The 23,260-nt window shown below is 50.1% G+C and carries 24 protein-coding genes; 6 read left to right on the top strand and 18 right to left on the bottom strand.

The features are described 5' to 3' along the window. The first annotated feature begins 60 nt into the window (after positions 1–60). Both HC248_RS09080 and HC248_RS09075 read left to right on the top strand, forming a co-directional pair. Complete coding sequence (locus HC248_RS09080) at positions 61–1,341, top strand: PQQ-dependent sugar dehydrogenase (RefSeq protein WP_168922220.1); 1,281 nt, start codon at positions 61–63, stop codon at positions 1,339–1,341. A 74-nt stretch (positions 1,342–1,415) separates the two neighbouring features. Next, positions 1,416–1,742, top strand: a complete 327-nt coding sequence (locus HC248_RS09075) for a c-type cytochrome (RefSeq protein WP_202882355.1) — start codon at positions 1,416–1,418, stop codon at positions 1,740–1,742. A gap of 18 nt (positions 1,743–1,760) precedes the next feature. Here HC248_RS09075 and HC248_RS09070 read toward each other — a convergent pair whose 3' ends face one another. The 3 genes from HC248_RS09070 to HC248_RS09060 form a co-directional block, all read right to left on the bottom strand. Beyond that, entirely contained in the window at positions 1,761–2,321 is a 561-nt protein-coding gene (locus HC248_RS09070) for a pseudouridine synthase (RefSeq protein ID WP_168922219.1), read from the bottom strand. A 68-nt stretch (positions 2,322–2,389) separates the two neighbouring features. Next, the gene (locus HC248_RS09065; RefSeq protein WP_168922218.1) at positions 2,390–2,578 is read right to left on the bottom strand and encodes a hypothetical protein; all 189 of its coding nucleotides are present in this window, start codon (positions 2,576–2,578) and stop codon (positions 2,390–2,392) included. Positions 2,579–2,667: 89 nt separating this feature from the next. After that, the gene (locus tag HC248_RS09060; protein WP_168922217.1) at positions 2,668–3,066 is read right to left on the bottom strand and encodes a glutaredoxin family protein; all 399 of its coding nucleotides are present in this window, start codon (positions 3,064–3,066) and stop codon (positions 2,668–2,670) included. Between the two features lie 179 nt (positions 3,067–3,245). On the opposite strand from HC248_RS09060, the gene HC248_RS09055 reads away from it, so the two are divergent. Next, positions 3,246–4,202 (top strand): hydroxymethylglutaryl-CoA lyase, encoded by a 957-nt coding sequence (locus HC248_RS09055; protein WP_168922216.1) that lies wholly within the window; start codon positions 3,246–3,248, stop codon positions 4,200–4,202. Positions 4,203–4,244: 42 nt separating this feature from the next. Here HC248_RS09055 and HC248_RS09050 read toward each other — a convergent pair whose 3' ends face one another. Beyond that, positions 4,245–5,018, bottom strand: a complete 774-nt coding sequence (locus HC248_RS09050) for an SDR family oxidoreductase (RefSeq protein ID WP_168922215.1) — start codon at positions 5,016–5,018, stop codon at positions 4,245–4,247. Between the two features lie 187 nt (positions 5,019–5,205). Between HC248_RS09050 and HC248_RS09045 the strand changes: the two genes are divergently transcribed. After that, complete coding sequence (locus HC248_RS09045) at positions 5,206–6,192, top strand: Bug family tripartite tricarboxylate transporter substrate binding protein (RefSeq protein ID WP_168922214.1); 987 nt, start codon at positions 5,206–5,208, stop codon at positions 6,190–6,192. A gap of 264 nt (positions 6,193–6,456) precedes the next feature. Further along, complete coding sequence (locus HC248_RS09040) at positions 6,457–7,659, top strand: ammonium transporter (protein WP_168922213.1); 1,203 nt, start codon at positions 6,457–6,459, stop codon at positions 7,657–7,659. 215 nt (positions 7,660–7,874) lie between these two features. Here HC248_RS09040 and HC248_RS09035 read toward each other — a convergent pair whose 3' ends face one another. The 5 genes from HC248_RS09035 to HC248_RS09015 form a co-directional block, all read right to left on the bottom strand. Then, a complete protein-coding gene (locus tag HC248_RS09035; RefSeq protein WP_168922212.1) occupies positions 7,875–9,059 on the bottom strand; it encodes an ABC transporter substrate-binding protein in 1,185 nt (394 codons plus the stop codon). 61 nt (positions 9,060–9,120) lie between these two features. Beyond that, complete coding sequence (locus HC248_RS09030; RefSeq protein WP_168922211.1) at positions 9,121–9,828, bottom strand: ABC transporter ATP-binding protein; 708 nt, start codon at positions 9,826–9,828, stop codon at positions 9,121–9,123. After that, the gene (locus tag HC248_RS09025; protein WP_168922210.1) at positions 9,815–10,579 is read right to left on the bottom strand and encodes an ABC transporter ATP-binding protein; all 765 of its coding nucleotides are present in this window, start codon (positions 10,577–10,579) and stop codon (positions 9,815–9,817) included. Before HC248_RS09025 ends, HC248_RS09030 begins: the two co-directional genes overlap by 14 nt. Beyond that, entirely contained in the window at positions 10,572–11,534 is a 963-nt protein-coding gene (locus HC248_RS09020; protein ID WP_168922209.1) for a branched-chain amino acid ABC transporter permease, read from the bottom strand. The genes HC248_RS09025 and HC248_RS09020 overlap by 8 nt, the downstream gene beginning before the upstream one ends. Before the next feature lie 2 nt (positions 11,535–11,536). Beyond that, positions 11,537–12,400, bottom strand: a complete 864-nt coding sequence (locus tag HC248_RS09015) for a branched-chain amino acid ABC transporter permease (protein ID WP_168923764.1) — start codon at positions 12,398–12,400, stop codon at positions 11,537–11,539. A gap of 546 nt (positions 12,401–12,946) precedes the next feature. Between HC248_RS09015 and HC248_RS09010 the strand changes: the two genes are divergently transcribed. After that, a complete protein-coding gene (locus HC248_RS09010) occupies positions 12,947–13,927 on the top strand; it encodes an IS30 family transposase (protein ID WP_168921224.1) in 981 nt (326 codons plus the stop codon). A gap of 63 nt (positions 13,928–13,990) precedes the next feature. Here HC248_RS09010 and HC248_RS09005 read toward each other — a convergent pair whose 3' ends face one another. The 9 genes from HC248_RS09005 to HC248_RS08965 all read right to left on the bottom strand — a co-directional run bounded on the left by HC248_RS09005 (position 13,991) and on the right by HC248_RS08965 (position 23,255). After that, positions 13,991–14,794: a sensor histidine kinase gene (locus HC248_RS09005; RefSeq protein ID WP_168922208.1), complete on the bottom strand. Its 804-nt coding sequence runs from the start codon at positions 14,792–14,794 to the stop codon at positions 13,991–13,993. A gap of 420 nt (positions 14,795–15,214) precedes the next feature. After that, entirely contained in the window at positions 15,215–15,811 is a 597-nt protein-coding gene (locus tag HC248_RS09000) for a hypothetical protein (protein WP_168922207.1), read from the bottom strand. Then, on the bottom strand, positions 15,808–17,793 hold the full coding sequence (locus HC248_RS08995) for a glycosyltransferase family 2 protein (protein ID WP_168922206.1): 1,986 nt from the start codon (positions 17,791–17,793) through the stop codon (positions 15,808–15,810). Before HC248_RS08995 ends, HC248_RS09000 begins: the two co-directional genes overlap by 4 nt. A 374-nt stretch (positions 17,794–18,167) precedes the next feature. Next, positions 18,168–19,220, bottom strand: coding sequence for an NAD(P)/FAD-dependent oxidoreductase (locus HC248_RS08990; protein ID WP_168922205.1), 1,053 nt, complete (start codon positions 19,218–19,220; stop codon positions 18,168–18,170). A 30-nt stretch (positions 19,221–19,250) separates the two neighbouring features. Further along, on the bottom strand, positions 19,251–19,580 hold the full coding sequence (fdxA, locus tag HC248_RS08985) for a ferredoxin FdxA (RefSeq protein WP_168922204.1): 330 nt from the start codon (positions 19,578–19,580) through the stop codon (positions 19,251–19,253). Positions 19,581–19,724: 144 nt separating this feature from the next. Next, a complete protein-coding gene (locus tag HC248_RS08980) occupies positions 19,725–21,041 on the bottom strand; it encodes a sulfate adenylyltransferase subunit 1 (protein ID WP_168922203.1) in 1,317 nt (438 codons plus the stop codon). Continuing rightward, entirely contained in the window at positions 21,041–21,982 is a 942-nt protein-coding gene (gene cysD / locus HC248_RS08975; protein WP_168922202.1) for a sulfate adenylyltransferase subunit CysD, read from the bottom strand. Before cysD ends, HC248_RS08980 begins: the two co-directional genes overlap by 1 nt. Beyond that, on the bottom strand, positions 21,982–22,830 hold the full coding sequence (locus tag HC248_RS08970; RefSeq protein WP_168922201.1) for a phosphoadenylyl-sulfate reductase: 849 nt from the start codon (positions 22,828–22,830) through the stop codon (positions 21,982–21,984). The genes cysD and HC248_RS08970 overlap by 1 nt, the downstream gene beginning before the upstream one ends. A gap of 14 nt (positions 22,831–22,844) precedes the next feature. Continuing rightward, the gene (locus tag HC248_RS08965) at positions 22,845–23,255 is read right to left on the bottom strand and encodes a DUF934 domain-containing protein (protein WP_168922200.1); all 411 of its coding nucleotides are present in this window, start codon (positions 23,253–23,255) and stop codon (positions 22,845–22,847) included. Between the last annotated feature and the right edge of the window lie 5 nt (positions 23,256–23,260).

The raw sequence follows: 23,260 nt of genomic DNA, 5'->3' as shown, positions 1-23,260 counted from the left end.
TTGGTGAGTATTTCCAGTAAATAGCTAGCTTGTATTTTTAAATAAAAAAGGTGAGACAAAATGAAATTAACAAAAATCCGGGTTGCTTTTTTAAGCAGCCTTTGCGTATTCGCTATGCAAGCGGGTGCTCAAAGTGCAGATGGCACGCTTAGCAATTTGAAGCAAATGAAGGTGGCAACTACGGATTTAGATATCCCATTAGTTCCGCAAACCGGAAAAAATGCAGACGCGTTGCGCGCCAATCTGAAGAAAATCAAAATGCCACCGGGCTTTAAGATTGATCTCTACGCGGTAGTGCCAGATGCCCGTCACATGGCGGTTGCACCATCGACGAATATGCTGTTTGTTGGCACCCGCAAGACCAGAGTTTGGGCAGTGACCGATAGAAATAATGGCGGCGAAGCCACCGAGGTTAAGGCTTTCGCACCCTCACTGTCTTTTAAAAATCCGAATGGCGTTTGCTGGACTAAAGACGGTGTGCTGGTAATTGCTGAACACAACCGAGTGCTGAGCTTCCCTGCGGCTGAGTTTTTCTATGAAGGCCCGGATGTCGCTGTTGGCGAAATCGTGCCACAAGGCAAACTCGTTCCGGTCGAATTCGAGTCTTACAACCACGGCGCACGCACTTGCCGAGTTGGCCCGGATAACAAGCTCTACATCACCGTCGGTCAGCCGTTTAATGTGCCACCAGTTGACAAATACGTAGAGCTTGATCGTCAAGGTGTTGGCGCTATCGTACGTATGAATATGGATGGCAGCGGCCGGGAAATCTTTGCCCGCGGCGTGCGTAATTCTGTTGGTCAAGACTTCAACCCGAAAGACGGCAGCTTGTGGTGGACTGACAACCAGACCGATGGTCTTGGCAATGAAATTCCACCCGGCGAGCTCAATCGCTCGACTAAAGTCGGTCAACACTTTGGCTATCCGTATTGGAATGGTCATTACAAAGTGGCGGGCAGTGCCGCCGCGCCAGACCTTAAGGACATGAAAGAGCCGGCTAATGCAGTTTTTCCGGAAGTTGAATTTCCAGCACACCAAGCTCAGCTCGGCATGGCTTTTTATAGCGGAAAAATGTTCCCGGCTAAATACCAAGGCGGTATTTTTGTCGCGGCCCATGGCTCTTGGAATCGCTCACCAGCCAGCGGCGCGCTGATTAATTTTGTCTCACTCAAACCAAATGGTTCGGGTGAGAAATCTGAAGTCTTCGCAGAAGGCTGGCTCAGTCCTGAAACTGGAACCTATATTGGTCGTCCCGTCGATGTGGCCATGCTCAAGGATGGCTCTATGCTGATCTCTGATGATTATGCTGGCGCAATTTACCGCGTGACCTACTCCAACTGATAAGGCCTGGGCAACCCAAGCTGTGGGGCGGTTTTTTAATCGCCCCATTTTTTTGAAATGAAATGAAATTAATAATGCGAATATTGAAGTTAACAGCAGCGCTATTTTTAATCATTAGTCCACTGCAATGGGCGCAAGCTGGCGATATCGAAGCGGGTAAAATTAAGTCTGCGCAGTGTGTGGTGTGCCACGGTCAAAATGGGATTTCCACCATGATTGAAGCGCCTAATCTAGCCGGTCAATCGGAAATCTATTTGCAGGAGCAGCTGCTACATTACCGCAGCGGCAAACGCTCACATCAAGTCATGAGCATTATTGCCAAACCTTTGAGCGATAAAGATATTAATGATTTATCAGCTTGGTACTCCGCTTTTAAAATTGAAGTGACTATGCCGAAATAATCGGCTTAGCGCACTTGCCTACATAATTTCTATAGCATCTCTCCAAGTACCCAAGGCCAAGCCCTCCAGTGAGTAGGGGCCAATAGCGGCACGTATTAAACGCAGCGTGGGAAAGCCAACAGCGGCAGTCATGCGCCGCACTTGGCGATTACGGCCTTCGCGAATACCCAGTGAAATCCAGGCTGTGGGTATAGCTTGGCGAATCCTAACCGGCGGCTCACGCAGCCACACTGGCGGCGTATCTATAGCTTGTGCAGATGCTGGTAGTGTCATGCCGTCTTTGAGCATCACACCTTCTCGCAAAGCCGACAAAGCGCTCTCGTCGGGAATGCCTTCAACTTGCACCCAATAGGTTTTTTCCATTTTAAAGCGCGGGTCACTGATGCGCGCTTGTAGCTTTCCATCGTTGGTGAGCAGCAGCAGTCCTTCGCTGTCGGCGTCTAACCGGCCGGCTACATAAACTTCTGGAATACGAATGAAATCCGCCAAACCTTGCCAGCGCCCTTCAGGTGTGAATTGGCTCAGCACGCCATAAGGCTTGTTAAAGCAAATAAGACGCGGTGGATTGTGAATAATCATGGTTGCGCAGCATAGCACTGCTGCTAGGTCTCAAGCCCATCGCTCTTGAGACGCAATGCACGCCTGGCTTATGCGGTGGTGTTGATGTTGTTGCCAATAGTCGCGGTTGGCTTGGAGACCGGCGGTGGTTGTGGCGGCGCCATCTCTGGTGCACCGGCCTTAGAGCCATCGCGATCGCCGCCAAAACTGACGGCTGGGTTTTTTTGCGGTGCCACGTAGGCAACATTTTCAGTTTGAATATTTGCGATGTCAGACATGATAAAAATCCTTTCAATTGAGGTTTTTATTTATGCACAAATTAGGCGATATCTAGGCGTAGACACAAACTATTGCGTTTTAAAATTATTTAAATTCCAGCGTTTTCAAATCGACCGCGTAAATAACTGATGATGGCTTTTGAGTCTGTTAACCACTCGACCTTGCCCTTGGCGTTGGTAATTTTTAAGCAGGGTACTTTGGCTGAGCCAGCGCCGGCTATTAATGCGGTTCGATTCGCTGCATCGTGCTGCGCATCACGGCGCTCAATCGGTAAAGACAAGCGGTGCATTTCTTGCCTGATCTTCATGCAAAACGGGCAAGTCTTGAATTGAAACAGCGCAAGATCACGGCATTCGTTGTCGACCTTGGCTTGCAGTGCGGCTTGTCTGTGCATCGGCTTTGGGCGTTTGATGATTTCCCAAATTAGTAATAGCGGTCCCATCACGGTTCGCACTGTTTTAAAAAACAGACGGATTAAAAATTTCATTCGATATACCTTGGCTGTTGTTGACGTCTGCTCGGCGCTAAGTACTTAGCTTAACCTTGCATTTTAATGCCTGACTCAGCGCTTATTGGTCTAGATGTGTTCCGCGTTTGCTGTAGAAAGTGCTAAGGTAATGTCAAAAATACGGTTCTGTTTTCGACCCCTCAATGAAAGATTAGCTGATGACGCCAAGACGAATTTATGTTCACGACGTGGCCATGCGTGACGGCCTGCAGATTGAAAGTCAATTTGTCGCAACCGAAGACAAAGTGCGCATGATCAACGCCTTATCACGCACCGGCCTGCACAAAATCGAGGTCACATCTTTTACTTCTCCTAAGGCTATACCTGCGCTGCGCGATGCCGAAATGGTGCTCTGCCAAATCGAGCGCTTACCCGGCGTTTGTTACGCTGCACTGGTGCCGAATATGCGTGGCGCTGAACGCGCACTCGAATGCAAGGCTGATGAACTCAATCTGGTTATGTCAGCCAGCGAGACGCACAATCTGTGCAATACCCGCATGACGCGCCAGCAGTCGCGCCGCGTGCTCGCTGATATCTGCCGTCTTGCCGAAGGTCAAAGTGCGATTAATTTGTCGATATCCACTGCCTTCGGTTGCCCCATGGAAGGCGATGTGCCGGTGGCCGAGGTTTTGGCTTTGGGCGACTGGTTTGTTAAAGAGCAGGGCGTAGGCAGAATCACGCTATGCGACACCACTGGCATGGCCAATCCAGCGCAGGTAGAACGCATCTGCCAAGGCTTGGTCGAGCGCTGGCATGGGGTTGAAATCACGCTGCATTTTCACAATACGCGCGGCATGGGATTGGCCAATGTATTGCCCGGTTTAGCGGCTGGAATTGATCATTTTGATGCGTCTCTTGGCGGACTTGGTGGCTGCCCTTATGCGCCGGGCGCGACAGGGAATATTTGCACCGAAGACTTGACCCATATGCTTGAGAGCATGGGCTACAGCAGTGGCGTTGACCTCGATGCATTGCTAGCGTGCGCCGCGCAAATGCCAGGTTTGGTTGGCCATGGCGTTCCAGGCTATGTGCTCAAAGCGGGTAAATCAGACCGACGCTATGAAACGCCGGCTGATTTTGAGCAGACCCGCGCTAGGGCGCAGGGCAGGATTTAGAAAAGTTTTTCCACCGCCTGCAAAGGCGTGTTCTTAAGCTGATTAAATAATGCTCGCTCCACCGTCAACCACCAAAGCTTGACCCGTGATATGCCTAGAGGCATCTGAAGCCAGAAATACCACTGCGCCTTTTAGATCTTCGTCGCCGCCAATACGCCGCAGCGGAGACCGGTCAATCAGTTCAGCGCCTAGTTTTTCTATTAAGCCACTGGCGAGTTTGCTGTGAAAAAAGCCCGGGCAAATTGCGTTCACGCGAATGCCGTAATGGCCCCATTCCGAGGCCAGTGTGCGGGCAAAATTAATTGCCGCTGCTTTTGAGGTGTTGTAGGCAATCGTGTGCATGCCTGGTGGCGTGCCTTTAAGACCGGCGACTGAAGCGGTGACGATAATGCTGCCACGCCCATTCGGAATCATGCAGCGCTTGCCGACTTCGCGGGATAAGAAAAACGGTGCGCTGACATTTAAATCCATTACTTTGTGCCACGCTGCATCGGGATAATCTTCAGCTTTTGCACCCCAAGTAGCACCTGCGTTATTAACCAAAATATCAATGCTTTTGTAGCGTGCCAGCACTTGGTCTACCAAGCCCGGTATTTGGTCGAACTTAGACAAGTCGCAGACCAAGGTTTGAACTTCATAGCCCATGGCCTCAAGATGAATTTTGGCCGCTTCCAACTCATCTGCTTTACGCGCTGTGATGGCTAGCTTGGCACCCATCTCGCCCAAGGCCTCCGCCATTTGCAGGCCTAAGCCGCGCGAGCCGCCGGTTATCAGCGCGACTTGGCCAGTCAGGTCAAACAGTTTTTTAACACTCATTTTCAGCACACTTTCATCAATCTGAATGGCCGCATTTCAGCGACGTTTGTTCAGGTGTTGTTTAAAAAATTTAGCCCTCTAATTTAGAGGCTTAACTGTCAATGACTTGTCGAGTCAGAGACACTGGAAAACCCTCTCTACCTTAGGCCTCTAAGCTATTCACAATGAAGGTTTACCGAAAGATAAGATGCTGAAAAAATTGATTTTTCGTGCTGGTTTGACACTGCTTGCTATTAGCGCTGCTGCATCCGTAATCGCACAAACTAGTAATGCGTCAGCCTATCCTGCCAAGCCGATTCACATCATTGTTACTTTTAGCAGCGGCGGCGCACCTGATACGCTGGCACGCATTTTGGCCGAACGTTTGACAACTGCTTGGGGCCAGAGTGTGATCGTTGAAAATAAGCCCGGTGGCGGCGGTAATATTGGCTCAGACTATGTGGCAAGGTCAGCACCTGATGGCTACAACATTGTGGTTGGCACGGTGGGCACGCACTCCATTAATGGTGCTATTTACGCTTCGATGCCGTATGACATGGTCAAGGACTTCACCCCAATTACTCTGCTGGCCTCAACGCCAAATGTACTGGTGGTGAACAACGATTCACCGGCTAAAAATCTCAAAGACTTTATTGCGCTGGGCAAAAAAGAGGGCAAGATGAATTTCGCTTCATCGGGCACTGGCACCTCTATTCATATTTCTGGCGAGTTGTTTAAAACCATGACCGGCATTGATATGACGCACATTCCCTACAAGGGCAGGGCGACCGCTATTCCCGATTTGCTCGGTGGTCGGGTGACCATGATGTTTGATAATTTGCCGTCTAGTTTGCCCCTCATTCGGGAGGGAAAACTGCGCGCACTGGGTGTGACCAGCTTGCAGCGTTCGCCAGCGGCACCGGACATTCCCACCATTTCCGAGTCTGGTTTGCCCGGCTTTGAAGCGGTTTCTTGGTTTGCACTTTTTGCACCGGCTAATACGCCCAAGCCAATTATTGATAAGCTGCAATTAGAGGTCAGCAAAATCATTAAGTCACCAGCGGTCGCCAAGCGTTTGCTTGACCTTGGCTTAGAGCCAATCGGCTCAACGCCTGAGCAACTTGCCGCACATCAAAAAGCTGAAATCACCAAGTGGACAAAAGTGGTGAAGGACTCGGGCGCAAAAATCGATTAGCTTGCTTCAAGTCAGACTGGTGCTGAAGCGAGCGGCGTCAGTTTGTATAAAAGCGGGTTAAAAGCTCGCTTTTTTTTTGCCCAGTTGTCCGCCAGCTAAATATTTCTCTGATTACAAAAATCTAAAAAAGCTTTTTTAAAAAAGAGTGTTTTCAGTGCATTCAAAAGCACATTTCTGGCGCAAAAATTGCTTGTAATTGGTGCAATTTAAAATAAATTGCACAATATCGCACCAAATTTAAAGTAATTGCTCGAAAAGGAATTTATGGAAGCACTAAAACAGGGCTCAGATGTCTTGTTCATTCTGTTGGGCGCCATCATGGTGCTCGCCATGCACGCAGGTTTTGCTTTTCTCGAACTCGGGACGGTCAGAAAAAAGAATCAGGTCAACGCCTTGGTGAAAATACTGGCTGACTTCTCAGTCTCTACCGTGGTTTATTTTGCAGTCGGTTATGGCGTGGCTTATGGCACGCATTTTTTCATGGGTGCAGAAGAGTTGGCCGCAAAAAATGGCTATGAGCTGGTCAAGTTCTTCTTTTTACTGACCTTTGCTGCCGCGATTCCCGCCATTATTTCGGGCGGTATTGCGGAGCGGGCAAAGTTCTACCCACAACTCATAGCAACGGCTGTCATAGTCGGCTTTGTCTACCCCTTCTTTGAAGGCATAGTTTGGAACCAACACTTTGGTGTCCAAGCTTGGATTAAGTCTTTGACCGGCGCTGAGTTTCATGATTTTGCCGGCTCTATCGTCGTGCATGCTGTCGGCGGTTGGCTGGCGCTGCCGGCAGTGATATTGCTTGGTGCACGAAACAACCGCTATCGCAAAGATGGTGGTGTCTCGGCTCATCCACCATCAAGCATTCCCTTTCTTGCGCTAGGCGCTTGGGTGCTAACGGTTGGATGGTTTGGCTTTAATGTCATGAGCGCACAAACCATAGATAAAATTTCAGGCTTGGTGGCTGTTAACTCCGTCATGGCGATGGTGGGCGGCACACTGGTTGCGTTAGTTCTTGGTAAGAACGATCCCGGCTTTGTCTACAACGGCCCTTTGGCTGGACTAGTTGCAGTCTGTGCCGGTTCCGACTTAATGCATCCGCTGGGCGCATTGGTGGTTGGCGGTATAGCCGGCGCAGTGTTTGTGGTGATGTTCACACTGACTCAAAACAAATGGAAGATTGATGATGTGCTTGGCGTCTGGCCGCTGCACGGCTTATGTGGTCTTTGGGGCGGTATTGCTGCTGGTATTTTTGGCAGCAAAGCGTTTGGCGGTTTAGGAGGAGTCAGCCTTGGTGCGCAGGTGATTGGCAGCTTGATGGGTGTGGCTTGGGCTTTGCTTTCAGGATTTTTAGTCTACGGTATTCTTAAAGCCACTATGGGTTTACGCATGACGCAAGAAGAAGAGTTCGACGGTGCAGATTTGTCCATTCACCGAATCAGCGCGACGCCGGATCGGGATGTGAATTGGTGATGTGATTTAGCCGGCATAAATCGGAGTAGTCTTACATGAGTAGGGCGCTAAAAATTCAGACGATATTTTTGGCGTTACTACTGTTATAAATTGCGCTTCCAAAAGAGCGTTTGCAACGCCTTCGTTAAGGTGAGAGACCTTCTGTTAGCAGACAAAAAAATACCGGTTGCGCCGCAAGCGGCAAACAACCGGTATCTCAATGACTATGAAGATGCTTACTTAGCAGCCGGGGTCTCTATGACCTTAACTTTGCCGTTTTCAACAGCGCCGCCACGAGTGACCGTGATGGTTCCGCCTTGTGCGTCAACGCCGGTTACACCGCCAGGATTTTGTGCAGAGCTCAAGGCTTTGTAACCGTTTTGCAGTTGGGCACGAATGGCGACTGCATCGGTCGTAGTGCCAGCTAATTTCATAGCTTGCAACGTGGCGTGGATGGCGGTGTAGTTCCAGACCACTTCAGAGCCTGGATCACGGTTAGGGTAAATCTTGTGGAAGCGAACAACAAAGTCTTTCATCTCAGGCGCTGGGTCATCCACCACTGGCAGCACGCCAATCGCACCTTCAAGAGCGCCGTAGCCACCGGTCACTTTTGCCATTTCGTCAAGCTTGGCTTGATCGATGACGAAAAAGCCGCCTTTAAAACCTAATTCGCGGGCTTGTTTGACGACTAAGCCAGTCGGCTCAGAAGCGCCGCCAACAAACAACACGTCAGGTTTGGCCGCTAAAGCTTTGCTCACGCCGCTGTAGAAGTCGGTCGCGCGGTTGTAAGACATGGGGTTTTCTGCCACAACCGTGCCGCCAGCGGCTTCCCATGCGGGTTTAAAGGCTGCAACCCAAGCTTTGGCGTAATCGTGGTCGGCACCGATCAAAGCGATCTTCTTGCCGTAGCGTGTCATCAAGTATGCCGAAAAAGGCTTGATGTAAGAGGTGAACTCTGGCGGAATTCGCAGCGTCAGTTTGTTGCCGCGGTTGGTGATTTGCGGCACGCTGCTATACGCCAGCAGCAGGTATTTTTGCGCTTCGTTAGTCGTTTGCAAGGCGAAAATACCGCCTGAATGCGGTACCAATATAGCTGCGGTTTTGTACTGCTGCACCAGACGCTGGGCGTTGATGGCGGTTTCACTCGGGCTATATTTATCGTCTAGTGAGACCATCTCGAACTTGACTTTTTTGCCTGCGATTTCTGGATTCGTCGCATTGACTTCGTTAATCGCCATCAGCGCGCCATCGAGCACGTTTTTACCGTACTGAGCAGCACCACCTGAGAGTGGACCAGAGTAGCCGATTTTGACAATTTCTTGCGCTAATACGGGGCCGGCTGTGAGGGTTGCACAAGCCAGAATAAGCGCCGACATACGCAGGCGTGAAGGCAGCTTTGAAGCTGATGGGTTTTTTCTCATGGGTTTTGTCTCCTGGGTGTGAAAAAAAGAAAAGTGCTTAGTCGCTTAGTTGCTAAGTTGCTTAGGTGCCTATGTAGGCTTTGCGTATCGTGTCATCGGCGAGTAACTTTTCTGGGTCGCCCTCCATCACGATGCGTCCGCTTTCTATGACATAGGCGCGGTGAGCGATCTTGAGTGCGGCAAATGCGTTTTGCTCTGCAAGCATCACGGTCGTACCGGACTGATTGATTTTTTGTATGACTTCAAACATTTGCTTGATCACCAGTGGCGCCAAACCTAGCGACGGCTCATCGAGCAGCAGCACTTTGGGCCGGCCCATCATGGCGCGGCCAATGGCCACCATTTGTTGTTGACCACCGCTGAGTGAGCCTGCTGGATCGTCTTTTTTCTCCGCAAGAATCGGAAACAGTGCAAGCACTTCTTCCAACATGCGTTTACTCGGCGCTGGATCACGTCTGTGAACATAAGCGCCCAGCATTAAATTTTTCAGCACCGACATGCCGGGAAACAACTTGCGTCCCTCAGGGCACTGCACCACACCGGCTTCAACGATTTGTGATGCACGCATTCCTACGAGTTCTTTGTCACCATAGCGAATGCTGCCACCGGCAGCTTTATGGATGCCACTGGCGGTTAAAAAAATCGAACTTTTACCGGCGCCGTTTGCGCCTAAAAGAACCACCAACTCGCCTTCTTTTACATGCATTGTCACGCCGTCTAAGGCCAAAAAACTGCCGTAGCGTAGCGATAAATTCTCAAATGCCAGCATGGTCGCTCCCTAAGTAAGCATCGATCACCGCTGGGTTCGCGCGAATCTCTGCAGGTGTTCCTTCAGCGATTTTTTCGCCATAGTTAAGCACCAAAATTTTGTCGGCTAGGCTCATGATCATGTTCATTTTGTGTTCTATCAAGCACACCGTTAGACCGTGACTAACCATTTTTCGTATCAACTCAGCCAAGCCCAGCGTCTCTTCTGGGTTTAAGCCGCCGGCTGGCTCATCTAGCAGCAGCAGCTTGGGGTCGGTGGCCAGCGCTAGTGCAAAAGCTACGCGTTTTCGTTCTTCCTGGGTAATGTCGCCGGCTAGTCGGTTGGCAATGTGTGAGAGGCTCACAAAGTCAAGCGCATCGCGGGCTTTTTCGCGGCAGATGCGTTCTTCTTCCCTGAGCCGGCTAGAGTTGCACAGCACATCGAGCAAGCCTGAGCGCGTGCGCAAGCGGTGGCCAACGATGAGGTTGTCGAGTACGGTTGCCCCGTTAAACAGCGACGTCGTCTGAAAAGTACGCGCTACGCCGAGACGGGCAACTTGGTCGGTACGCAGGGATGTTACGTCGCGTCCGTCTAAAGTGATGGTGCCTGAAGTGGGTTTATAGACGCAGCTAATTAAGTTGAAAAACGTCGTTTTACCAGCGCCATTAGGCCCGATGATGGCGTTAATTTTTCCTTCTTCGATGATGGTGCTGACATCATTGACAGCAGCCAAACCGCCAAAGCGTATGGTGAGGTGATCAATCTTAAGCATTCTTGCCCTTCAAATCAGTGCGACGCGTGCGCCAAGCAAGATAGCTGCCGACGATGCCATTGGGAACAAAAATAACCAGTAATACCAAGATAGGGCCGAACACAATGAATCGGTATTCTTGCAAAAACTGCAGATACTGGGTTAGCCAAGGCACTGTTAGTGCGCCCAAGAGTGGGCCAATTAGCGTGCCCAGACCGCCAACCAACATGTACATGGTCATGTCAAAAGTGTGTTCTACGCCGGCTATGCTTGGGCCGATAAAGCGCACAAAACCAGCATAGAGACCACCGGCCATGCCGGCATAAAAAACCGACAACATAAAGGCCAACACCTTGTTGCGCATTAAGTTTATGCCCAAGGATTCCGCCAGTTCGTCACCGTTGCGTATTGCTATAAAGGTACGGCCTAGCAGTGAATTGACAATCCGTCGCATCGCCCACATACCCACTACTAGCCAGAAAAAGACTAAGTAGTAAAGCGCCAGTGGCGTGGTGAAAGTTATAGAACCAATAGCTTCGGGCGCTGGAATGCCCAAAATACCCACAGTTCCGTGTGTCAGGCCATCCCACTTTTCAATCACTAAAAACATGATGTAGCCCACGCACAGCGTGAAGATAGAAAAGTAATGACCTTTTAAGCGCAGCGACACAAGTCCTATAAAAAACCCGAGTGCTGCGGCGACCACACCCGACAGCGCGAACGCTGCCCAGAATGTGAAGTGATAGTCGACGGTGAGAATACCGACGGTATAAGCACCCACAGCCATAAAGCCGCTATGCGCTAAATTGAGTTGACCGGTGTAGCCGGTAATCAAGTTAAGGCCAATCGTTGCAATTGCAAAAATATAGGCCGTACTCATAACCGTCAAGTAATAGTCGTTCCCGGCCAGCCAAGGAAACGCCAAGCCTACGCTAATGAGCAGCAGCCAGCCCAGTTTGCCTTTAAGGTTTGCCATGCTTAGCGCACTCCCTTGGTAAACAGGCCCTGTGGGCGAAACGACAAAATCACTACTAACAGCATGAAGGCGATGATGTCTTTGTAGTCCGTTGAGATGTAATACGCCCCAAAGCTTTCGGCAAAACCTATGATCATGCCGCCAACAATAGCGCCCGGCACACTGCCCATGCCGCCCAAAATAATGATCACAAAGGCCTTAGTAATGACCAAATGGCCCATTGCTGGGTAAACCAAGTTGATAGGCGCGTAAAGCGTAGCGGCCACGGCGGCAAGTACGCCAGAAATTGCAAAGGTAAGCATGGCCACGCGGTTGGCATCTATGCCGACTAAGGAAGCGCCGTCACGGTTTTGCGCCATGGCGATGATGGTCGAGCCCATCACGGTTTTTTTCAGGAATAGATGCAATACGACCATTAGCGTGAATGCCGCGCCAATAATGAGTAATCTCTGCGCCGGCGCAGTTACACCGCCTAAGTCAATAATGCTGTTGTAAGGCGTTTGCATGCGTTGGAAGTCCGCGCCCCATATGGCTTGTGCAGCAGCTTCCAAAAACAGCAGTACGCCGATAGCTGCGATCATCGGATGTAGCCCTGAGGCATGGCGTAGCGGGTGAAACACCAAACGTTCAGCCAATACTGCTAACAAGGCCACGGTAGCTGCCGAGCCTGTCATCGCCAACCAGTAATTCCAACCCCAGGCCGACATCAAATGAAACGACATGAAGGCGCCGACCATGTAGAAAGCACCATGGGCAAAATTAGGCACATGCAAAATACCGTAGACGAGGGTCAGGCCAAGCGCCACCAAGCTGTAGATGCCGCCTAGGGTTAAACCGTTGAGCACTTGTTGAAGAAACATGTCCATCATTAAGTCCTCAATGCTGCGGTCATTGAAATGACCTGCGCTTGTTGACCAGTGCCTGAAAGCCAAGCCATGCAGGACCAAGTCGTCGGATTCTGAAGCATATGCATCGTTTTTTGTTCCTATGAGGGGGGAGGACTTCGCATCTCTGTTCCTGCCATGTCATGCCTTGCGGATGCCAATGAGGAGGTGATGCTTAATTGATATTTGATAGTACCAGCCGGGAAGTACGTAATCTCCGCAAATTTCGCAATGCGGAATACCCACAGGGTAATCCCTAGGAGAATTGGGGCTATCTAAGTCGCCTAAATGACTTTGTCAGTCATTCACAACCTTGCTTCGCAAGGTGTAGCAAAGATCAGCGGCTGAGGACGCTGTCTGACCATCCTTAATGCTAAAGATCAGCTCTTAAGCTTGATTTGCTGTTAAGCCACTTATCTTTTTGACACGCGGATTCAAGTCTGAAGTGCAACTTTGAAATTAACCGTACGGGTGGGTGAGATGTGAGAGCATCCAAGCTTCCCGACTACCAAGTCAAAGTTGCCCAGAATGATTTACACACACCTCACCCGTGACGAACGTTACCAGATTGCAATCCTCGTCAAAGCAAACTTCAATCAAAGTGAAATTGCAAAAATGATGGACCGTGATAAATCGAGCATCAGCCGTGAGTTGCGTCGTAACCGCGGTCTACGAGGCTATCGCCCTAAGCAGGCAAATGACAAAGCCCAAGAACGTAGACTTGCCTGCGCCAATAGTCCTAGAGTTGCTGACTCGACATGGGCTGTAGTGGAGGAAAAGTTGGCTGAGGCTTGGAGCCCCGAGCAAATCAGCGGCCACCTCGAAGCTAGCCACCAACCCGGTGTTAGCTATGAGAGCATTTACCAGTACATCTACGCTGACAAACGCGCGGGCGGCACCTTGCATAAAACACTGCGTTGCCAGAAGACGCGAAAAAAACGCAGCAGTGGCCGTGAACGGCGCGGCACCATCTCTCGCCAGGTCTCAATAGAACTGCGACCCGACATCGTGCTTGAGCGTGCGCGCTTTGGCGACTGGGAGGCTGATCTGGTGATTGGTGCCGGGCAGAAGCAAGCACTAGTGACGATTAATGAGCGTGTCTCTCGCTATTCAATAATTTTCCACGTGCCATTCAAAACAGCGCAAGCCGTAGGGGACGCGTTAATCACTTTACTCAAACCGTTCGCTCATTGCGTGCACACTCTCACGACTGATAACGGCAAGGAATTTGCCCAGCATGAACGAATAGCTTCTGCGCTGAGTGCAGATTTCTTTTTCGCCCATCCATACGCCTCGTGGGAGCGTGGGGCGAACGAGAATATGAACGGTTTGATTCGCCAGTTTTTCCCAAAGGGGATGCGCTTTAATTGCATCACCGACGATGACATTGCTTTAGCGATGCACAGGCTCAATCATCGTCCTAGAAAATGTTTAGGGTATCGAACGCCGCATCAGGTTTTTATGGAACAGTTAGAGTCCTATCAGCATACGGTTGCACTTCAAGCTTGAATCCGCCACATAAAAGTGCGCATCAGACCTGATGTAGCGCTTCTCTATCAAGGAATACGGATTTTATTGAGCAGCAGCAGCAGTTTTTGTAATTTCTACTGGTGCATGAGCTAACGGCAAGTTGATGCGCAGTTGAAAAGTAAATCTACCGTCTTCTACGGACGAGGTACCCACAGAGCCGCCTAAGCGACGCGCCATTTGCTGGGTCCATGTCAGTGTTGACGGGATTTCTATCTCGGCGTCATAGAAGTCGAGTAACGAGCTATGGCTTACGCCAATCCCGTCTTTTTTGTGTAGAGAGGAAATTGCTACTGTGGTGTGCAACTGCTGTGCTTTAGTTTGGCAAGCAACATGCACACGTACTTCTCCGGGCTGGGCAGTGGCGATCGTAGAAAAAAATAGTCTGCGCAACACCAGAGCTAGGCGATTGCGATCGGTTTGCACCACGTGCTCACAGTTGTCTAAGCTCAGAGTAAAACTAAGCGCACGATCTGCCGCGAAGTGTTGCCACGTACTAGCCAAACTTTCTAGCCACGGTGTCAGGAGGAATTCATCATCCGTTAGCCTGACCTTATCTAGCACCGAGGCTGCAGTGTCCATCACCTCATCTAAGATTTCAGTTAATTGAATGCAGTTATGGCTGATTTGTTCTAGGTTGACGCCGCCACTTACGCTTTCGTCTTGCTGCATTTTTTGGATGCTATCGATAATAGTTTGTAGCTGCATGCGGGTGTGAACACTCAGCTTATCGAGCGAGATGAGTTGATCATGAAGGATTTTTTTCTGCGCTTCGTGATCGTTATGCAGCGCCGTCACATCTAAGGCAAAGCACTCCCATACCAGCTTTTTTTCTCTACGAGCGGGCATGACCTGAACTTGTAGCCAATGTGCGTCGCTACGCAAGGCGAGGCAGATTAATTCGTTAAAAGGCTGCATACGCTTAACGCTAACTTGCCATTGGCGTTTGATTCTGCGAGCAGACGCTGGCGTCAAATATTCCAATATTAAAAGGGGATTTTGGATCAACGTACTGGTCGTAGTCGCAAGAATATTGCTGACGTTGCTGCTGGCGTAGACTAAATCTAATGGACTAAGAGACGCTAAACTGCATGAAAATTTTAATGTGATCAGAGAAAATGGACTCTCAGATAGGCTAAAAAGACAGCGCCTTTCTTCTTCTAGTGCATCAATATGCGCCTGCATTCGCTGTATGGCGAGTGCATGAGAAACCTTCTCGCGCGGCTCAGATTTATCAATCGGTTTGAACAGGTGTCTTAGCATAGAGTTTTAAAAACTGTTGTAAGAAAGACCAAGAAATATGCTTTTGTCGTTTAGCCGGTAACCCAGCCTTAGAGACAAGCGCGTATCGGGCAGTGCATAACGCAGCGCAATGCTGTGACCGGCATACCAGCGCTTATCGCCAACGCCAACCCATTCCATACTTACAGGCAAACCGTCAGGCTTGTATTGAGCAACCGTAAGCCAAGTGCCAAATATGCTGGCGCGCTCTACTAAAAAGTAGCCTTGACCAGAAGTAAATCTAGGTTGCCATTCAGCGCTCAATTTAAGACCAATACCGCTGGAACTGGGTCGCGCTGCATCTGGCGCAGATCGATGCGCAATGCCTTGCAATCCCCAGGCAAATTGCACGCCGTCATACAATACAAGTGGCAATTGTTTTGTGATTCCAATCCCGGTCGCATGACCCTGCTCACTCCAGCGCGAATGGCTGGCCGACATTTTTATGTCATCCCAAGCTTTGACCGCCACAACTGTGCTGCCCGCCGAGCCAGTGTCGAGTTGATAGAACTCGCCCGTCACAGCATTCGCATTAAATACGGTTGTACAAAGTAGAGCCAATAGTTTGAGTTGAAAAAAGCTCATGTAAATGAAGCCTTTATGGTTTGAGCAACAGCCTGCGCTGATTTATAACCGCCGTTTAACCTTTCAAGCCCCACTTCTAGGCTAGCGACAGTCAATCGACTAAGCCATAAGCCGCGACATTTAAGTGTGTGAAAAAGTATTTTTCCTTGGTCATTGGTTCTGCCAATGTGGCGCTGTGTGCCGTTATGCAAGAGCGCTAAGTCCCTGTGAGCAATGACTTGATTTTCATTAGTGCTGCTCAGTGAGCTTTCGCTGACCTGAAACTCTCCCACGGCATTGGCCGGCAAGCCGTCAATCCACAAATCAGACATTATTCTGACCGGTGCTTGAAGTTCTTCGAGCCGCACGGCTTTTTCACGGCGTAAGCTGGCATAAACAAACCATATACGAGCGAAATTGATGAGGGCCCAAAATAAAGAGACTGCATAAACACCAGACTGAGCAGTGCTTTGAGCGTCATTCAAGTTCACCACGCCCAACGCTAGACAAGCAAATGTCAATATCAAAAGGCTTAACACCAACACATCAAAATATCGAGGTGGTGTAGCTGTGTTTGGATTTTGGGCTGCAGCCGATGAGGCCGAAGCCTCTGCTAAATGAACCGCATCGCTGCCTTTTGGCGTGACAGAAAAAACAAGCTTGTCATTTGGTTTGATCAGCCTAAAGAGAAAGTAAAAAGTCAAGCGCAAGGCAAGAACATCGTGCCAAATCTGGCTTAACAATAGTTGACTGTGTGAACGGGAAATCCATTGGTTAAAAGCCAGAATCAATATCAGTACGCCACCCTGCGCTGCCAATAACTGGTTGATAGGCGCGTTGACAAGTGGTTGCCAGCCCAGTAGCAGGCAGGCCTGAGGCACCAACAGACTTATCAGCCGCACGGGATAAGAAATTAACCAATACACCGGGAAAAATTGCAATCGGTTAATGACGCCTAGATTGCGCAACCAGCTTTGGGTAGAGCCCCAAATACAGGAATTCATCTGTATGGCACCTTCACCCCAGCGTTTGCGTTGGGCAAAAAAATCGTTAATGCTTTGCGGGTTCAGTCCAGTCGCCACAGCCTCTTTAATGGTGACTGATAGATAGCCCTGGGACTTCAGTTTGAGCGAGACAAAAATATCTTCAGTGATGGAATCAGTGGGAAAGCCTGAAATCTCTTTGAGCGCTTTTAATCTTATTAAACCGCTGCTACCGCAAAAAAAAGCGGCGCCTCCGTTATCGCGCATGCGCAGTGTGTCGTTGAAAAAATGTATTTGGTCAGTAGGGCTTAGGCTTTCTAAACCAAGACTGCGTTGTATGGGATCGGGGTTGTAAAAATCGTGCGGTGATTGCACCACTGCGACTTGGGCATCGACCATAGGCGCGATTAGTTTTTCAATTGCAAATGGTGCGACTAAAAAGTCTGCATCTAGCAGTAACGCAAAATCGCCGTGAAGATAATCAAGCGCGTGATTAATGTTGCCGGCCTTAGCGTTTAGATTGTCCGGTCGGCTAAGGTAGTTAATGCCCAACTTGTAGCAAAGCTCAGCGAGCCACTGACGCTTACCATCATCAATGACATATATCTTTATAGGCGCACTCCAATCTAAGTGAAGGGCACAAAGCAATGTTTTTTCCAGTATGTCGCGGGGCTCGTTATAACTGGCAATGACTACATCGATGCTTGATTGGCGAAGTGCGCGGCTGATGCCTTGTACCAGCGGCCGTGATGCATAAGTATAAAAATGGCAATCATGAACCATTTCTGCAAGCCAAAGCAACTCAACTAGTACGAAAAATTGGGTGTAAAGCGCCGCAAAGCTAAATCCACCCCATAGAACAGTCTGACCTAAACGCCACACAAAATAAACACCAAATACCCACGCCATTACCAATAAGACACCCAGACGGGCTTGACGACATTGAGGGGACAGCCAGAACATCGCCAAACTTGTGATAGCCGCGGCTGCAATACTCAAGTAAAGAACAAGTTCTGGCATAGGGCAATTAACTCTAGCTTTTTCTAATTTTTAAAAAATAAGAAACAACGACTAATAGCTAATTCTTTTCTATTTTTCACGTAAAAAAATAGCAAATGTGTGACTTTTTAAAACTACTTTTTGCGCTGTGTTGAAAGCACAGCGAGAGTAATTGCGTGTTGAGCCGTGCGACTGAGCCGCTCGACTAGGTCACAGCAAAGCTTAAAACTTCGCTAATCAAAACAAAAAATGACCGCAGTATGTCGTATTGCTAGTTTGAAAACTTAATTGACATCGAGTAATGTAATGAGTGGAAAAAGGCGTTGCACCTTTTAATTTCCCTTACCTTTTAGCTCGATGAATCTTCAAGCCGTGCGTGCAAAAGACTTTTTAGTTCAAGCGCCTAGCAACGCGTGCAAGCGAGGGCTAGTGGTGGTGTATTGCAACATGATTTTTTTCTCGGGAAAGATGATTTCTGCTGCGCCAAAAACGGCGAGGGTGGCTTCATGAAAGCCGCTCAAAATCAGTTTCTTTTTACCCGGATAACTATTGATGTCGCCGATAGCGAAAATGCCTGGCTCACTGGTAGAAAACTTTTCTGTGTCAACTTCTACTTGTTTGCGTGACATGGCCAAACCCCAGCTGGCCAGTGGCCCGAGTTTTGGTGACAGACCTAGTAATACCAACATGACGTCTAAGGCAAGTGGTGCGGTCTGGCCATCGACATCAGTAATGTGTGCCGCTGTCATACAGCCTTGAACTTCGCTATAAGCGGTGACTTGGCCGACCATAAAGCGAATCTTGCCGGCTTCACATGCAGCTTGAAATTGCTGGAGTAATTCAGGCTCAGCTTGCAATACATCGCGTCGATGTAGCAGTGTCACACTGGCGGCTTTTTGCGTGCTGTCGGTAGCAAAGTTAAGTGCGCTTTGAATCGCTGCAGTATCGCCGCCCACTACTAAAAGATGCTTGTTCGCAAAAACAGTATTGGCGTCGCTACGGTAAAAAATCTGACTGCCGTTAAAGCGCTCAAGGCCATCGAGCTTGATTTGTCTGGCCTGAAAGGCACCCACACCAGCGGCAATGAAAATAGTCTTTGTTAAAAAAGACTGACCGGCTGTGGTTTGCGCTAAAAAGCGCCCATCGGCTTGTTTTTCTAAACTGCTGATTTCTTGGCCTAGATGAAACTGAGGGTCAAAGGGTTTAAGCTGTTTTAACAGGTTTTCTGTCAGTTCGCGCCCGGTGCAACGTGGTGTGCCGGGAATGTCATAGATGGGTTTGTCGGGATAAAGCTCTATACATTGACCACCTGCGTAATGCAGGCTGTCAACAATATGCGTTTTGATTTCTTGCAGCCCTAACTGGAATGCGGCGAATAAACCAGTAGGGCCTGCGCCAATGACTAAGGCATCAGTTTGAATGCAGTCCGACTGCACTTGATTGGGCATTAGTTTTTTGGCCTTCTTTGGGTTTGTAGATTAGCGAACCAGCTCGGCGAGCTTGTTGGTTTTATCTTTCCAGTCGTCTGCGTCTGGCAGTGGGTCTTTGCGCTTGGTGATGCTTTTCCAGCCCGCAGCGGTGGCTAAATCAATGTTGATTTTGATGAAGTGCATCTGATCAGCTGGCAAATCTTCTTCTGCATAGATCGCGTTGACTGGGCATTCTGGGATGCAGACGGCGCAGTCAATGCACTCGTCTGGATCAATCACCAACATGTTGGGGCCTTCGCGGAAGCAATCGACGGGGCATACGTCAACGCAGTCGGTGTATTTGCAGCGTATGCAGGAGTCTGAGACGATGTGGGTCATTTTGTAGGTCTGGCTGTTCTAAGGGAATGCTCAATTTTATGAGCATTCCAACGCAGCAATTTAAAAGGGTTAAAAAATACGCAGAACAGAGCTGATACAACAGGCCTGTTCTTGGTTTTTGAGGCCTCGTGGTGGCCGCGTGATTTAAAGAATCAGCGCTGCACCCGACGTTTTATGCGATGCCGTATCCACCAGCACTAATGAGCCGAGTATGCGTGAGCGCTTGTAGGGCAGGGCAGCAATCGGTTCAAGCAGTGTCAACTCAATAACACCAATAGCATTGGTGTCTAACTGCACTGCATCATGGCTTTCCAAGGTGTTGATATCGATATGGCTAATGATGCGTGTGACCTTGGCCTTGACCCAGCGGTGGCCGGACAGCGCCCAGTACATGCGGCCAGGCAGCAATGGCTCTTCGTCCATCCAAGCGACAGTGGCGGTTAAAGTGCGTTGGCCTAGTGGCGGTTCAAAACCGCCATCCGCTAATAACCAATCGCCGCGTGAGACATCCAGCTCGCGATCAAGAATCACGCCAGCGCTGCTGCCCGCAAGAACGTCCGTGGGTTTGCGTGAATGGTCGATTACTTGCGCCACAACAGCGGTTTTGCCGCTCGGCAGTGCGGTGATCTTTTGGCCTGGCTTGAGCACGCCGCTGGCGATGCGGCCCCAAAAAATACGCCTGCCTTGTGAGGTGTCAGCGCTGGATGAGAATTTTTCTACCCACTGCACTGGCAGTGCAAACGGCAGACCGGTATCGGTCGGCGTCGCCGAGAGTTGTTCGAGAATCGCTAGCAAGCTTGGGCCGTTGTAGTCGCACCAACCAGGGTTGGCATCCACCACGTTATAGCCGACCAACGCTGAGACTGGCACTATCGCTTTGACCGGTATTTCTGCGTGTTCGGCAAACGCTATCAATGCGGCGCTAATGTTTGCAAATGCCAAGGCTGGGTTTTCAACTGCGTCGAGTTTGTTAATCGCAAACACAATCGACGGCACGCGCAGCAGGTTAACCAGCAGTGAATGACGACGGGTTTGCGGTAACAACTCGGGCAGGTTTGAGGTCCAGTCGAGTTTGGTTGCATCGACTAAAACTACAGCGGCGTCAGAGCTAGATGCAGCGGTCACCATGTTGCGGGTGTATTGCTCGTGGCCGGGTGCATCGGCAATGATGAATTTACGCGCCACGGTGTTGAAGTAGCGGTAGGCCACATCAATCGTGATGCCTTGTTCGCGCTCGGCTTGCAGGCCGTCGGTCAGCAAAGCCAAGTCGACTTTGCCGCTGCGGTGAACGCTGGCGAGTTGGTCTTGCAACACGGCGCGGCTGTCAACCAGCAAGCGACCGATTAAGGTACTTTTTCCATCGTCTACGCTACCGCAAGTGACGAAACGCAATGCGGCGCGTGTGTCTTGGCTGACGGCTAACGCTAAGTCGGCAATTGATTCAAGGGTGGGGTTGCTCATCAGAAATAGCCTTCTTTTTTACGTTTTTCCATGGACGCATCGGAGGTTTTGTCGTCCATGCGGGTAGCGCCGCGCTCGCTGACGTCTACAGTCAATGTTTCCATGACCACTTCAGCGGCATTTCTTGCTGGGCTAGCGACTGGGCAGGTGGTGGTGATGTCGCCAACCGTGCGAAAGCGCACGGTTCGCTCGACAGCGACTTCGCCGTTTTTAAGCGGTGTCAAATCGGTAACAGGAACTAACAAGCCTTTGCGGTCTACAACTTGGCGCTGGTGTGCATAGTAGAGCGACGGCAGTTCAACGTTTTCACGTTCAATGTATTGCCAGACGTCGAGCTCAGTCCAGTTAGAAATTGGGAACACGCGGAAATGCTCGCCCGGTTGAATTTTGGTGTTGAACAGCGTCCACAACTCTGGCCGTTGAGCCTTGGGTTGCCACTGACCGAAAGCATCGCGATGCGAAAAAATACGCTCTTTGGCGCGGGCTTTTTCTTCATCCCGGCGCGCACCGCCTATGAGGGCGTCAAAGCGAAATTCTTCAATCGCTTCAAGCAGCGTGACGGATTGGTGCGCATTGCGTGACTCACCGGCATGGGCTAGACGCACAGTGCCGCGTTTCATCGAGTCTTCGACATTGCACACAATCAGTTTTGCGCCAAGCTGATGGGCTCTGAAGTCGCGAAAGTCTGTGACTTCCGGGAAATTGTGACCGGTATCAATCATCAACAGCGGATAGGGAATAGTGCTGCCGCGCTGGGTGTCGACAAAGGCTTTTTCAGCGCATTTGAGCAGCACTAAAGAGTCCTTGCCGCCGGAAAACAGCAGGGTAGGTCGCTCGAATGCGGCGGCGACCTCGCGCATGATGAAGATGGCTTCTTCCTCTAAGGCGTCGAGGTGGGCGTTACTCAAAATTGGCATGGGATTTTCGGCTCTTGCGTTCATCAGGGAATTTCTTTGATTGGGATGCTCGACAGGCGCGAGCTTGGTGATAGCGGAGATGACATCGGTGATGACAGTGGCGACGAGGTTGGTAGCTCGGAAACCAAGGATTCGTCATGCGCACCGTCGACATGCAGGCCGCACTCCTTGGCACTTTCTTGTTCCCACCACCAACGGCCAGAGCGAAAGTCTTCGCCCAGAGTGACGGCACGTGTGCAAGGTGCGCAACCTATGCTGGGGAAAAATTCGTCGTGTAGCGGGTTGTAGGGAATTTTTTCTTCCGATATGAAATACCAGATATCGCCCCAAGTCCAGTCGGCTAAAGGATTGACTTTCGCACGCTGGGTGGCCTTGCCATCGACATTAATATCTTGCATTTCAAGATCATGCACTTCGGCACGGGCATCAGACTGCTCGCGGCGCAGACCAGTAATCCAGCCGTTTTTGCCGGCTAAGGCCAGATCCAGAGGCACCATTTTGCGAAAGCCGCAGCAAGCTTTGCGCAGCGCCAAACTTTTATACATGGCGTCTTTGCCGTTGTCGGCAATGAATTGCTCGGCAACTTCTGCGTCGGGTTTGTAGCTGTCAACTTTGCGCGCATAACGCGCTTCGATGCGACCTATCAAGTCCAGCGTTTCCGTGTGAAGCATGCCGGTATCGAGCACAAAAATGCTGGACGCTATGCTGGTCTGACTAATCAGGTGAGTAATCACCATGTCCTCTGCGCCAAGGCTTGAAGCCTGTGTCAGTGGTGAGTGATCTTTAGCGGCCAAGCGCAATAAGTCTTGGCTGGCTTTGAGTTTTTCTGCGAAATTGGCCGACGGTTTTGCGTAGAGTTCTATAGCGTTCATAACTGCTAAGCCTTTCAAGCCGAGACCACAAAGTGCGGGCTAGCCTGCACTGCGTCACCCTGATATTTGCCCACTAAGTGGCCCGGATATTGACTCAGCAAACGCTGTGCGACTGCTACGCTCTGGTCCGCGCGCAAGACGGCTTGGGTAAAACCGCTGCGTTCCATTTGCGCTAATTGGTCGACCAATACATCACCGGTTGCGCGTATTTCGCCCTTAAAACCTAGCCTGCGGCTGAGTAAAAAAGCTTGCGTAAAGGCTCGGCCATCGGTGAATTTTGGAAAATTTAAATCGATGCGTTTAATACCTTCTAGCGAGATTTCGCGTGGGTCGCTGTCGTTTGCCAGCACTGCCACTTCAGGATTAGCGGTGATTTCTTCTGGCGTTGCCGCAGCATTGAGTTCTTGGCTTGTAATGAGTTTCATAGTAT

It is taken from the genome of Polaromonas vacuolata, from assembly GCF_012584515.1.
In the GTDB taxonomy this organism is placed as follows: domain Bacteria; phylum Pseudomonadota; class Gammaproteobacteria; order Burkholderiales; family Burkholderiaceae_C; genus Polaromonas; species Polaromonas vacuolata.
Note: the sequence above shows the minus strand (reverse complement) of the source record. Positions and strands in the feature narration are given on the sequence as shown.

Excerpts from the sequence above, each read along its gene's own strand:
- HC248_RS09070 (WP_168922219.1), bottom strand. The coding sequence starts at position 2,321 with ATGATTATTCACAATCCACCGCGTCTTATTTGCTTTAACAAGCCTTAT.
- HC248_RS09055 (WP_168922216.1), top strand. The coding sequence starts at position 3,246 with ATGACGCCAAGACGAATTTATGTTCACGACGTGGCCATGCGTGACGGC.
- HC248_RS09025 (WP_168922210.1), bottom strand. The coding sequence starts at position 10,579 with ATGCTTAAGATTGATCACCTCACCATACGCTTTGGCGGTTTGGCTGCT.
- HC248_RS09000 (WP_168922207.1), bottom strand. The coding sequence starts at position 15,811 with ATGAGCTTTTTTCAACTCAAACTATTGGCTCTACTTTGTACAACCGTA.
- HC248_RS09080 (WP_168922220.1), top strand. The coding sequence starts at position 61 with ATGAAATTAACAAAAATCCGGGTTGCTTTTTTAAGCAGCCTTTGCGTA.
- HC248_RS09050 (WP_168922215.1), bottom strand. The coding sequence starts at position 5,018 with ATGAGTGTTAAAAAACTGTTTGACCTGACTGGCCAAGTCGCGCTGATA.
- HC248_RS09015 (WP_168923764.1), bottom strand. The coding sequence starts at position 12,400 with ATGGACATGTTTCTTCAACAAGTGCTCAACGGTTTAACCCTAGGCGGC.
- HC248_RS09010 (WP_168921224.1), top strand. The coding sequence starts at position 12,947 with ATGATTTACACACACCTCACCCGTGACGAACGTTACCAGATTGCAATC.
- HC248_RS08965 (WP_168922200.1), bottom strand. The coding sequence starts at position 23,255 with ATGAAACTCATTACAAGCCAAGAACTCAATGCTGCGGCAACGCCAGAA.
- HC248_RS09045 (WP_168922214.1), top strand. The coding sequence starts at position 5,206 with ATGCTGAAAAAATTGATTTTTCGTGCTGGTTTGACACTGCTTGCTATT.
- HC248_RS09035 (WP_168922212.1), bottom strand. The coding sequence starts at position 9,059 with ATGAGAAAAAACCCATCAGCTTCAAAGCTGCCTTCACGCCTGCGTATG.
- HC248_RS09065 (WP_168922218.1), bottom strand. The coding sequence starts at position 2,578 with ATGTCTGACATCGCAAATATTCAAACTGAAAATGTTGCCTACGTGGCA.
- HC248_RS09075 (WP_202882355.1), top strand. The coding sequence starts at position 1,416 with ATGCGAATATTGAAGTTAACAGCAGCGCTATTTTTAATCATTAGTCCA.
- HC248_RS09060 (WP_168922217.1), bottom strand. The coding sequence starts at position 3,066 with ATGAAATTTTTAATCCGTCTGTTTTTTAAAACAGTGCGAACCGTGATG.
- HC248_RS09005 (WP_168922208.1), bottom strand. The coding sequence starts at position 14,794 with ATGCCCGCTCGTAGAGAAAAAAAGCTGGTATGGGAGTGCTTTGCCTTA.
- HC248_RS08980 (WP_168922203.1), bottom strand. The coding sequence starts at position 21,041 with ATGAGCAACCCCACCCTTGAATCAATTGCCGACTTAGCGTTAGCCGTC.
- HC248_RS09020 (WP_168922209.1), bottom strand. The coding sequence starts at position 11,534 with ATGGCAAACCTTAAAGGCAAACTGGGCTGGCTGCTGCTCATTAGCGTA.
- HC248_RS08970 (WP_168922201.1), bottom strand. The coding sequence starts at position 22,830 with ATGAACGCTATAGAACTCTACGCAAAACCGTCGGCCAATTTCGCAGAA.
- cysD (WP_168922202.1), bottom strand. The coding sequence starts at position 21,982 with ATGAACGCAAGAGCCGAAAATCCCATGCCAATTTTGAGTAACGCCCAC.
- HC248_RS08990 (WP_168922205.1), bottom strand. The coding sequence starts at position 19,220 with ATGCCCAATCAAGTGCAGTCGGACTGCATTCAAACTGATGCCTTAGTC.
- HC248_RS09040 (WP_168922213.1), top strand. The coding sequence starts at position 6,457 with ATGGAAGCACTAAAACAGGGCTCAGATGTCTTGTTCATTCTGTTGGGC.
- HC248_RS08995 (WP_168922206.1), bottom strand. The coding sequence starts at position 17,793 with ATGCCAGAACTTGTTCTTTACTTGAGTATTGCAGCCGCGGCTATCACA.
- HC248_RS09030 (WP_168922211.1), bottom strand. The coding sequence starts at position 9,828 with ATGCTGGCATTTGAGAATTTATCGCTACGCTACGGCAGTTTTTTGGCC.
- fdxA (WP_168922204.1), bottom strand. The coding sequence starts at position 19,580 with ATGACCCACATCGTCTCAGACTCCTGCATACGCTGCAAATACACCGAC.